The sequence below is a fragment of the Acinetobacter sp. ANC 4779 genome, assembly GCF_004331055.1.
Classification (GTDB): domain Bacteria; phylum Pseudomonadota; class Gammaproteobacteria; order Pseudomonadales; family Moraxellaceae; genus Acinetobacter.
The window spans coordinates 268,377-280,160 of the sequence record NZ_SJNU01000002.1; the positions used below are offsets into that span (position 1 = coordinate 268,377).

Annotated in this window: 10 protein-coding genes; all 10 read left to right on the plus strand. The window is 44.1% G+C overall.

The genetic code is table 11. From position 1 onward, the window contains the following. The first annotated feature begins 136 nt into the window (after positions 1 to 136). The gene (locus tag E0H80_RS04185; RefSeq protein WP_131363422.1) at positions 137 to 1,216 is read left to right on the plus strand and encodes a patatin-like phospholipase family protein; all 1,080 of its coding nucleotides are present in this window, start codon (positions 137 to 139) and stop codon (positions 1,214 to 1,216) included. A 243-nt stretch (positions 1,217 to 1,459) separates the two neighbouring features. Next, a complete protein-coding gene (gene hisIE, locus E0H80_RS04190) occupies positions 1,460 to 2,251 on the plus strand; it encodes a bifunctional phosphoribosyl-AMP cyclohydrolase/phosphoribosyl-ATP diphosphatase HisIE (protein WP_131363424.1) in 792 nt (263 codons plus the stop codon). Positions 2,252 to 2,261: 10 nt separating this feature from the next. Continuing rightward, on the plus strand, positions 2,262 to 3,767 hold the full coding sequence (locus E0H80_RS04195) for a UvrD-helicase domain-containing protein (protein WP_131363426.1): 1,506 nt from the start codon (positions 2,262 to 2,264) through the stop codon (positions 3,765 to 3,767). A gap of 30 nt (positions 3,768 to 3,797) precedes the next feature. Next, a complete protein-coding gene (locus E0H80_RS04200) occupies positions 3,798 to 5,165 on the plus strand; it encodes an ATP-binding protein (RefSeq protein WP_131363429.1) in 1,368 nt (455 codons plus the stop codon). Positions 5,166 to 5,536: 371 nt separating this feature from the next. Beyond that, positions 5,537 to 8,386: a monovalent cation/H+ antiporter subunit A gene (locus tag E0H80_RS04205; RefSeq protein ID WP_131363431.1), complete on the plus strand. Its 2,850-nt coding sequence runs from the start codon at positions 5,537 to 5,539 to the stop codon at positions 8,384 to 8,386. Next, positions 8,379 to 8,744, plus strand: a complete 366-nt coding sequence (locus E0H80_RS04210) for a Na+/H+ antiporter subunit C (protein ID WP_067866138.1) — start codon at positions 8,379 to 8,381, stop codon at positions 8,742 to 8,744. Before E0H80_RS04205 ends, E0H80_RS04210 begins: the two co-directional genes overlap by 8 nt. Then, complete coding sequence (locus E0H80_RS04215) at positions 8,744 to 10,552, plus strand: monovalent cation/H+ antiporter subunit D (protein ID WP_131363433.1); 1,809 nt, start codon at positions 8,744 to 8,746, stop codon at positions 10,550 to 10,552. Before E0H80_RS04210 ends, E0H80_RS04215 begins: the two co-directional genes overlap by 1 nt. 2 nt (positions 10,553 to 10,554) lie before the next feature. Further along, a complete protein-coding gene (locus tag E0H80_RS04220; RefSeq protein ID WP_131363435.1) occupies positions 10,555 to 11,076 on the plus strand; it encodes a Na+/H+ antiporter subunit E in 522 nt (173 codons plus the stop codon). After that, complete coding sequence (locus tag E0H80_RS04225) at positions 11,073 to 11,348, plus strand: monovalent cation/H+ antiporter subunit F (RefSeq protein WP_131363437.1); 276 nt, start codon at positions 11,073 to 11,075, stop codon at positions 11,346 to 11,348. Before E0H80_RS04220 ends, E0H80_RS04225 begins: the two co-directional genes overlap by 4 nt. A gap of 11 nt (positions 11,349 to 11,359) precedes the next feature. Then, positions 11,360 to 11,761: a Na+/H+ antiporter subunit G gene (locus E0H80_RS04230; RefSeq protein WP_131363439.1), complete on the plus strand. Its 402-nt coding sequence runs from the start codon at positions 11,360 to 11,362 to the stop codon at positions 11,759 to 11,761. Positions 11,762 to 11,784 lie beyond the last annotated feature (23 nt).

An 11,784-nucleotide genomic window follows, 5' to 3' on the forward strand; every position in this document is an offset into this window, starting at 1 on the left:
AACTGTCTGATGATTTAAATCATCAGACAGTTTATCTATGCAATGACTGATCAGTCAGCAACTGATGACTCTCGCCATTGTTGCTTCCGCATGACAGATTAAAATAACAGCACACTTATATATTTAATTATAAATTATGACGCAAATCCTGCAAAAACGTCCGCCTGCATTAAACTTACGTGCAGGACATCTTGCTCGTAAACTGATTGAAAAAGAAGGTTTACAAGCACGCTTGGTGGATATTATTCCCGGAGCAGCAGGGGGTCCAAAAGGCATTGGCATTCAGGGTTTAGACCAGGCCATTTTTGGCGATTTTTTATCGCAAGCACCGCAGCGCAGAACCTTGGTGGGTTCATCAATTGGCAGTTGGCGTTTTGCCAGTATTTTAGCTTGGGGCGCTAAGGAAGGGACTGAACGTCTTTCCGACCTCTATACCAACCTGTATTTCCATAAAAAAATGTCGCGTCACGACGTCGGTAATATTTGCCGAGGCATGTTGATCGATATGATTCAAGGCAAAGAACAACAGCTGGTTGATCATCCTGACTATCATCTCGCTGTGATTTCAATTAAAGCCCAACATATTTTCCAGAGTGATCACTCCCTGCCCTTACTGGCATCAGTGGCCGGCATCATTGGCAGTAATGCACTGGGTCGTAAACATAACCGTCTGTTTATGCAACGTGTCATTAGCCAACCCTCATCCGGTCAGCAATTTAAAGTAGACGATGACTTTGTTACCCATTATCAAACTTTAAATAGCACCAATGTCACGCCCTGGTTGATGGCTTCTGCATCTATTCCAGGAGTTATGGCCGCGATTCGGGATATTCCCGATGCGCCCAAAGGCAGCTACCGTGATGGCGGGCTAATCGACTATCACATTGACCTGCCATTTGAAAGCCAAGGGATTGTACTGTATCCACATTTTAGTGACAGCATCACTCCCGGCTGGTTCGATAAAATGTTTAAAAACCGTAAAGCCAATCCTGAAAATCAGGCGCGCACTTTACTGCTTTCCCCTTCCGCAGAATATTTGAAATCGCTACCCCTGGGACGCCTGCCCGATCGTAAAGACTTCACTCTAAAAGGTTTAGATCAGAAACAGCGCATTCAAATGTGGAACCAGTGCGTGGCGGAAAGTCAGCGCTTGGGGGATGAATTTCTAGAAATGGTAGAAAAACAAAACTTGCCGCAGTTTATGCAGGATTTATAAATCACTTTGAGTTAAGCCTATGCATGGATGGGCTTAATGTTAACGGGCATGTTTTAATCATTTGGTTTTTTATATAAAGCTGTCGAAATACATTTGCACGAAAAAAATATGCACCGTTGTGATGAGTCAAGTAAATGATCATGGGTATATTTTTTTCTCAAACACTTGCTAATCACGTACACTATATAGCTGCGATTTTTATTCGCTCTTTTCCATTTTGAATATATTTTTGGTGAAATTCTCATGAACAACGTGCAATGGCTCGATGAAGTAAAATTTAACGAACAAGGTCTGATTCCTGCCATTGCACAGCATCATCAAACCGGCCGTGTGCTTATGGTCGCGTGGATGAACCGTGAAGCTTTGACCTTAACTGCAGAAAAAAATCAAGCGGTTTACTTCTCCCGTTCACGCCAGAAATTGTGGCATAAAGGTGAAGAGTCTGGTCATTTCCAAACCGTACATGAAATCCGTTTAGACTGTGATGCGGACGTGATTGTGTTACAGATTGAACAATACGGCGGCATTGCCTGCCATACCGGTCGTGAATCGTGTTTCTACCGTAAGTTGACGGCAAATGGCTGGGAAATTGTCGATGCACAGTTGAAAGATCCAAGCCAGATTTATGCTGACAAATCTGTTGATTCACATAATCCACATACGCTGGCCATGAATGCCTCAACAGCCCAATCCGAACAAGTAGAAGTTTTAGATTACTTGGGTCAAATGATGACCGAGCGTAAAGCAGCAGATCCAGATTCATCTTATGTGGCCAAGCTTTATCACAAAGGCTTAAACAAAATTTTAGAAAAAGTCGGCGAAGAAAGCATTGAGACTGTTATCGCAGCCAAAGATTTTAAAGCTGAAGCGACTGCCGATAATAAAAATGACCTGATTTATGAAGTGGCAGACTTATGGTTCCATACCATTGTGATGTTGGGCTATTTCGATCTTGAACCGCAACTGGTTTTAAACGAACTTGCACGTCGCCAAGGCTTATCGGGATTGGTTGAAAAAGCCAATCGTCAGCACTAAGCCGATGACTGTGTCTAATTCGCAAAAACCGAGCGCAACCTATGAGCAAGCCATTGCCATAGACAATGCGCGTTTGGGCAAATCCTTTAAAGTAATTGCTTATGCAGGCACAGGTAAAACCACCACTTTACAAATGATCAGTGATGCCATGCCCGAGCGGCGTGGCATGTATCTGGCGTTTAACAAAGCCATTGCATCAGAGGCGCAAAGTAAATTTCATCGTGGGGTCGACTGTCGCACCTTTCACTCGCTGGCTTTTCGTAGTGTGCCGCGTGGCGTGACCGACAAACTGCGTTTACCGCGTTTAAGTCCAAGTTTTATTGCTAAAGAGTATCGACTGCAACCGATTACCTTGCGCCGCATGATGGGTGGACGTTATGAAAAATACGTGATGATGCCTAGTCGTTTGGCCAGTCTGGTTGCCAATGCAGTCAGTTATTTCTGTTCGACCAGTTCGCAATACCCTGCGCCTCGTCATCTTCAGGCGCCAAACTGGTTACATCCAGATGATATTGATGAATTGCAAAAGCATCTTTATCCGGCGATTGAACGGCGCTGGTTAGAGTCGATTGACCAAAATCATCAAGCCGGGATTGGTCACGACATTTACCTGAAACTTTGGGCTTTGTCTGAACCCAATATCCCCACAGATTATGTGCTGTTTGATGAGGCACAAGATGCCGACCCCCTAATGTTGGGGATTTTGCTGCGTCAAAAAAACACCCAAGTGATTTATGTCGGTGATGCCCATCAACAGATTTATGCATGGCGCGGCGCAGTCAATGCCATGAAGCAACTGCCCTTGCCTGAGTCCCGTTTAACCACCTCATTCCGTTTTGGTGAAGAAATTGCTTTGAATGCCAATGCCATTTTGGGTGCTTTAAACGAAACGGTTCCTTTGCTCGGCAATCCGCATCTGCATTCTAAAGTGGTTAATAAACCGCATACCAAACAACGTGATGCGATTTTGTGCCGTACCAATGCCCGTGCGATGGAATTGCTGCTTGCCGGTTTGCTGCATGGTGAAAAAGTCAGTTTGCAAGCCGATCATGTCAAACTGAATCGTTTTGTCGATGCCGCCAGCATGCTGAAACAAGGTCGCCGGGTCACCGATGTGCCTGAACTGGCATGGTTTAATTCCTGGCATGATGTGCATGAATATTGCGAAACCAATGATGGCAGCGATATTAAACCATTAGTTAAACTGGTCGATGATCATGGTACAGATCCACTTAAAAGAGCCTTAGCCAAAATCACCCCGATTGGACAGGCTGACTATATTATCTCTACAGCACACAAAGCCAAAGGTTTGGAGTGGGACCGGGTGCATATCGAAGATGACTATCAATTTAAGGTCAATGAAAAAGACCATAAAATTAGTGACGAAGAGTTAAGATTACTTTACGTGGCCTGCACACGTGCTAAAGTAAGTTTAAATATTCACCACATTTACGATCTGGTTCAACAACTGAAAAAGCAAATGCCATTATCGCTGCGTAAAGCTGTGGAAGAATAATTTCAGCTCATTTCGCAAGGCAGGTGTTTTATGAAAATCGAATCTGTTCAACTCAAACACGCACTGCATTTTGCTGACCTCAAGCTGAAATTTAACGACAAACCCATCACCCTGATTATGGGCGATCAAGGTTCAGGCAAAACCGCAATTTTAAAACTCACTTATCAAGCCCTGACCTGGTTTGCCGCACGCTATAAAGACTTTCGTGCTGCAGGTGTGGTGATGCTTGATCAGGACATCATGTTTACCCGGCTGCAATCCAAAATTGATATTCGGGTTCGAATTCCCAATGATATTGGCACGCTAACTGAAGCCAGTGAGCCACAAGATAAAGTGCTTTCTGATTGCGATTGGCAGTTATATAAGACTTTAAATAGTCATGGCATGGGCACCAGCAAAGCCGAAACCCAGCAATTGGAAAACCTGGTCGAACTTTATCAAAATGCAATCAAGCATGACCCGCTGCAAGGCTTGCCGCTCATTGCCTATTACCCTGCAGAACGCTTTGTCAATGAAATGAATCTTCAAAGCAAGAATAATCCGGCCGTTTTCCAGACCTCATCTGCTTATGAAATTTCAACTGTTTCTTATACGACCTTTAGCCGTTTTTTTGAATGGTTACGTGAAATTAGCGATATTGAAAATGCCCAGATTGCCCAATTGTTTCAACAATTTCTGTCCAATACCTCCATCCAGAAAAATAAAGATAATGACTTCCTGCAGCAATTGTTCAATGCCCAAAAGCAAATGAACGCACCCAGTCTGGATGCATTAAAACAGGCTTTAAATACAGTTATTCCTGCCTTAGAAGATATTTATATCCAGTACCAGCCCAAATTGCAGTTGATGGTGAGTTATCAAGGCAAAACCATGCTTTATCAACAACTCTCCAATAGCGTTAAAAACTGGATTGCCTTGGTCGGTGATATCGTGCGCCGTTTATGCTTGCTCAATCCGAACAGTCTGTATCCGTGCCTTGAAGGGGATGGAATTTTACTGATTGATGCGATTGATCATCAGCTGGACCAAAATACCACGCAAGTGATTTTACAGCGCTTGCATCAGGCTTTTCCGCGGCTACAAATTATTGCTACCGGCAACCGTAGCGAATTACTGGAACATGCTGCTGACTATCAATGTTTAAAACTGGAAAATAAACAGATCTTTGATATGCAACTGCAACCATTGCAAGACAAGTTTGATAGCATTTATGAGAATCTGTTTTTTAATGAAGAAGTGATTGAAACAGATCCCTTGCCTGAACCGGAATTAGAAAGCCTGACGCCACAAAGCATCTTGCGACAGATTCAACAATATTTAAGCCCAGAACAACAAACCGAATTGCTTCATTTATTGAGTCAGCAAGATGATACGTCTTCGCCCCACCCTCTTTCCTAACCGCAAAAAAATGAATTTAATCACAAAACAGATTGGATATTTCAAAGCGCTCTTTTCAAGAATTATTTTTAAGGATTTATCTGTTTAAACACTCAACAGCCCGAAACAATCGATGAGCGTATAATAGCTTACATGTGCGCAAAAAGAATTGATGTTGTTTTACTCATGTAATAAAATCAAATATCTTTAAAGTTTTATAGTAAAATCCGATTTTACTATCGCTTTTTACAAGTTGCGCAACACAGCTTGTTTTTCAGTTTTTTGAATTCAATTTGGCTTTCAAGATTGAGAAGTTTTGGATCGCTCCTTGTGGTTCTGTAGTCCTTGAAAGATAAGATTCACCCTTAGGTTTTACCAACCTAATCACGACAATGGATATCAGTGTGCTACCGATTATTATATTGTTACCGTTAGTACTAGGCACAACCCTTGTCTCGTGGCTGAAAAATTTTTCACGCGGGGTAACCGCTTTAGCGGCAATTGGTGTCAGTCTAAGCAGTCTCATCTTGTTATTGACGCAAGCAAAATATGTTTTTAATGGTGGAACCATCACCCAGAGTTGGTCATGGTTACCCCAGTTAGGCATTGATTTAAGCTTTCGTCTGGATGCCTTAGGCCTGTTATTTTCTTTGCTGATTAGCGGTATCGGTACCCTGATTTATATTTATGCCTATTATTATTTAAGTCCCAAAAACTCCCTAAGTAAATTATATCTCTTGCTCATGCTGTTTATGGCAGCAATGCTCGGGATATCACTTTCCAATAACCTGATGTTATTGCTTACGTTTTGGGAACTGACCAGTATTTCATCCTTCCTGCTGGTCGGTTACTGGAGCAATTACGAGGCTGCGCAACGTGGCTCGCGTATGGCACTGACCATCACCGGCATGGGCGGTCTGGCGATGCTCGGTGGCTTTATTCTGCTTGGTCAAATTACTGGAACCTACCAGATAGATCAAATTTTAATGATGACAGAGAAAATTCAAAGCCATTCACTGTTTGTTCCCACGCTATTGCTGATTTTAATAGGTGCATTTACTAAAAGTGCCCAGTTTCCCTTTCATTTTTGGCTACCAAATGCCATGGCGGCACCGACACCTGTATCGGCATATTTACATTCGGCCACCATGGTCAAAGCCGGAATTTTCCTGCTGGCACGTTTTACCCCCATTTTTGTCGGTGCAGCGCTTTATCATAATATTGTGACTTTTGTGGGATTATTTACCCTGTGTATGGCCGCCTTTTTTGCCATTTTTAAGGAAGATTTAAAAGGCTTACTCGCCTATTCCACCATCAGTCATTTAGGTTTGATTGTTTGCCTGTTAGGGATTGGATCACCGCTGGCGATTGCCGCAGCCATTTTTCATATTATTAATCATGCGACCTTTAAAGCAGCATTGTTCATGATTGCCGGGATTATTGACCATGAAACTGGAACCCGTGACTTACGCAAGTTAAATGGGATGTGGCAACTATTACCGTTTACTGCAACCCTGACCATGATTACTGCGGCCTCTATGGCTGGCGTACCGCTGACCAATGGATTCTTGTCTAAAGAGATGTTCTTTACTGAACTACTGGCCAATCTTTCGGGGCCAGTGATGATTTTCTCGGCGGTTATAGCAACCCTCGCGGGAATCTTTGCGGTGGCTTATTCGGTGCGTTTGGTTCATGGGGTCTTTTTTGATGGTCCGTTAAGTCGACAAGTTCCCAATCAAAATGCGCATGAGCCGCCTTTTGGCATGCGTGCACCAGCGCTTCTGCTTGCAGTTTTATGTATTTTAGTCGGTCTGGCCCCTGCCCTTTTGGTTGAAAAAATTGTCAATTCAACTGCGCGTGCCAGCACCCAAATGCCGGACTTTGCCGGCACACATCTAGCCATCTGGCATGGTTTTAACATGCCTTTGGTGATGAGTATCATTGCCCTGCTTGGAGGAATCATTTTCTATTTCGCTTTTGCCAAAAATGGCAGAATCCGTGAAATTGATCTTGATCCTATGCTGGGTAAATTCCAGGGCAGAATCCTGTTTGATTTATTCTTAAAGCATCTGTTAATCAATTCACGCAAGTTAAAACGTAAAACTGAAAATGGTTCGCTGCAAAGCTATTTAACCTGGATTGTGCTATTTAGTGCCGCTTTGCTGGCCATGCCCCTGATCAATCAGGGACTCACCACAGGTACACGTGAATTAACGCATGCGCCTGCAATTGCGATTGTACTTTGGCTGCTCTTGTTCTCTGCCTGCTGGATGATGTTGTGGTTCCACCATGAGCGGATTAAAGCGGTGCTGATTAGCGGTGCTGTCGGTTTAGTGGTGACCATGGTTTTTGTAACCTTGTCGGCACCCGATCTGGCCTTAACTCAAATTACCGTCGATGTAGTCACCACCGTACTGTTGCTAATGAGCTTGTCATTACTGCCACAGCTTACCCCTTATGAATCCAGTATTTCACGTCGCTGGCGTGATGCACTAATTGCTATTGGCGGCGGTCTCGGCATTGGCTGGATTAGCTGGTTAATTCTGACCCGGGACCACAACTCGATTTCGTGGTTCTTCATGCAACAATCGATTCCACTGGGTGGCGGTACAAATGTGGTCAATGTGATTCTGGTCGACTTTCGTGGCTTCGATACTTTTGGTGAGATTACCGTACTCGGTATTGCTGCCATTGGTGCCTTATGTTTAATGGATGGCATGCGTACCCACGGTACAACCATCACACAAGGATTAACTTACCGTTTTAATCCATCTCCATTGATGTTCCGTATTACTGCATCATGGGTTTTACCTTTGGCCCTTGTGGTGAGTTTATATATTTTCCTTCGCGGTCATAACTTACCGGGTGGCGGATTTATTGCCGGCTTAATTACCGCTTTAGCTTTAATCATCCAATATATTGCCTTAGGTCAAGATCAGGCAGAACAAATGCTGAAAGCCCAAGCTGGACGTTTATATGAAATCTGGATTGGTGCCGGTTTATTGATTGCCGGCCTGACTGGATTAGGCGCGTGGTTGTGGGGACGTCCATTCCTCACCAGTGCACACATTTATATCTCACCACCGGTTTTAGGTGAAATGCACCTTGCTTCTGCTGCTTTATTTGATGTCGGGGTCTATGTCACTGTTGTTGGTGCAACCATGCTGATGATTTCAGTCTTAGGTGACTCACGTCACTCCAGTATGGCTGGCCCGGTACTCAAGGGAGAAGAAAATGATTAGTATCGAATTTTTACTCGCCTCGGCTATTGGATTACTGGCTGCAACGGGAATTTATCTAATTTTACGTGCCCGTACTTTCCCTGTGGTTCTAGGTCTCGCCATGATTGGGTATGCGGTCAATTTATTCCTGTTCGCGATGGGACGAGTTCAGATCAATGCTCCGGCAGTTCTGACCGAAACCACCAAAGCCACCGACCCCCTACCCCAAGCTCTGGTATTAACCGCCATTGTCATCGGTTTTGCGACCACGGCTTTTATTGTGCAACTGGCTTTGCGCAGTCGTTATGAAACAGGTACAGATCACGTGGACTCCAAAGAAGATATTGTGCCTATTGACTCGCGTGAGGATCAGCCTTAATGAATGCTGTCATCCAGTTTTGCACTGAACACACCCCTATTTTTATTATTTTAATTCCAGCTTTTACTGCTTTTTTATTGGTACTTTTGGGGAATCCTGGCGCAGGAGCATTATCAGAGGACTGGCGTCAACCTTGGCGTCGTGGAATTAGTTACGTTTCTTCGATTCTAGGGTTAACCACCGCCATTTTCTATTTGATTTTGGCCAGCAGCGGGCAAATCAGCACCTATCATTTAGGGGAGTGGTCTGCACCCTTCGGGATTGTGTTGGTATTAGACCAACTCTCCGCATTAATGATCGTGCTGACCTATGCCTTGGCGACCCCAATCTTATGGTATGCCAGTCATGAATGGGATATACGTGGCCGTTATTTCCATGCCATGTTCCATTTCTTGCTGATGGGTTTGTGCGGTGCATTCCTGACAGGTGACTTGTTTAACTTGTTCGTGTTCTTTGAAATCTTGTTGATGGCCTCCTATGTGCTGCTGGTACACGGGCAAGGCAAAGCACGTTTTCAACTGGGCATTCATTACGTCACCATTAACTTACTGGCCTCTGCCCTGTTCCTGATTGGACTCGGGATGATTTACGGTAGTGTCGGCAGTTTGAATATGGCAGATGTCGCGCGCTTAATCCCTCTGCTAGAACCGGATCAGCATAAACTTGCCGTCGCGGGCGGCTTATTGTTATTTGTGGTATTTGGGATTAAAGCCGCGATGTTGCCGGTTGGTTTCTGGTTACCGAAAACCTATGCCGTGGCAACAACACCTGTCGCTGCAATTTTTACCATTATGACCAAGGTCGGCATTTATGCGATTCTCAGAATTAACGGCACCGTTTTTGAAGATGATTTAAGCCACAGCATTTTGGCAAACTGGTTACTGCCGATTGGTCTCATCACCTCTATTTATGGGGTAATCGGGGCGATTGGGGCAGAACGCTTACGTCGCTTCGTCGGTTTTATGATTCTATCCTCGATCGGAACCATCTTAATTGCGATTTCATTGTTTAATACTTTGGCATGGGCTGCGGCACTTTATTATTTAGTGCATAGCACCCTGATCGGGGCGGCATTTTATTTGCTCTCGGGCTGGATTACTTCACAACGTGGCGTATTCAAGGACCATTTCAATATTGCACCACAAATGAAACAACACAAAGTGGTGTCATTGGTGTTCTTTTTAATTGCCTTGATGATGGCCGGTTTACCGCCATTTAGCGGTTTTTTGGGCAAAGTCTTTATCTTGCAAGCCACTTCACATTCGCCTTATCAACTGGTGATTATTATTGTGGTGCTGGTAGTCAGTTTACTCAGTATTATTGCCTTTACCCGAATCGGTTTTGTGCTGTTTTGGCGTGCCACCGTGCCTGAAGACAATCCAGCTAAGGAAGAGTTTAAAGCCTATCAAGCTTTGCCGGAACAAGCACCGGCACGGAATGATAAAACCATCTATTTACTGCTTTCAGGTTTAATCGTATATATGGTCTGTGCCGGCCCTATTCAGCAATATATGTTTAATACGGCTGAACAAATGCAAAATAATGCATTGTATGAATCAATAATTCTGCATAAAGACAATCTTGATCAGGTGATTAGCGTTCAACCTTATGATCCTGAAATCCTGCCTGAAACCAAATATGGCGGTGAAACGGTTGATCCTAATGCACATTTGATTCCATACATCATTTCTAAAAAGACGCTACAAGGTGAACATATATCCGAGTATAAACAACGCCAAATCAATCAACAGCAAACGCAGCAACCTGTCCATCCGGATGATGCCAAGCTTAAACCGACGGAGCCTTAACCATGCAAAAAACATCTTTCTGGGAAAATTGGTTACCGCATCCATTTGTATCGGTGATTGTGGCTTTAAGCTGGATTATGCTGGCGCATAGCCTCGATGCAGCAACACTGCTTATGGCGTTGTTGCTCGGGCTTCTGATTCCGCGCTTGGTCAATCCGTTTATTACCCGGACGCCAAATATCAACTGGCGAATGGCGGTAAAATTATTTTTTGTGGTGCTGTGGGACATTATTGTTTGTAATATTCAAGTGGCTAAACTGGTTCTTGGACCAACACGTAACCTGCATCCCAAATGGTTTCGCGTACCTTTAGAAACGCAGCATGAACAAGTCAATGTGTTACTGGCGCTGATTATCACCACTACTCCAGGTACAGTGACCGCAGGAATTGATGATGATCGCGGTGATATTTTAGTGCATGCCTTAAGTACTGATAATGCTGAAACAGACATTCTAGAAATTAAAAATCGTTATGAAAAGGCACTCATGGCTATTTTTGCAGTGGACTCAGGAGAAGATTCATGAGCATTTTGCCTTATGCACTCGGCATATGCATGGTGGCTATCACCATCTCAATGTTTCTTTGCCTGATCCGTTTAGTTATGGGTCCATCCATTGTAGATCGTCTTTTAGCCTTGGATACGCTTTTTCTAAATGCCACCTGCCTCGTGGTGATCCTTGGCATTTATTGGGCAAGTAGCTCCTTATTTGAAGGGGCTTTATTGATTGCTATGCTGGGCTTCGTGTCTACCGCAGCCTTAGCCCGCTACTTTACTACTGGCCATGTCGTAGATTAGGAGAAACAGTGATGCAACTCGTGATGGAAATCCTGGTCTCAATTTTTTTATTGATTGGCTCATTCTTTATGTTGGTCGGGGGCATTGGTATGGTTCGCCTTCCCGATTTATTTATGCGCCTGCATGCTCCGACAAAATCCAGCACTTTGGGACTGGGTAGCTTCTTAATTGCGGCAATGATTTTTGCAGCATTTCAGGGCCGTTTTGGTTTTGCCGAAATTTTATTGACTTTATTGGCGTTCATAACCGCACCTGTATCTGCAAATTTAATGGCGCAAGCCGCACTGCATCTACGTTTACGCTCAACCGGTGGTGAAGTCCCGGAAGCGATTGAGCGCCCTTTACCTTGGCAACGCAGCCGTCGTCGTGCTCCAACTCAAGACAAAAATAACTCACATGATGAGCCAATCTAAACGGAAGTTAGCTGCTTTATTAT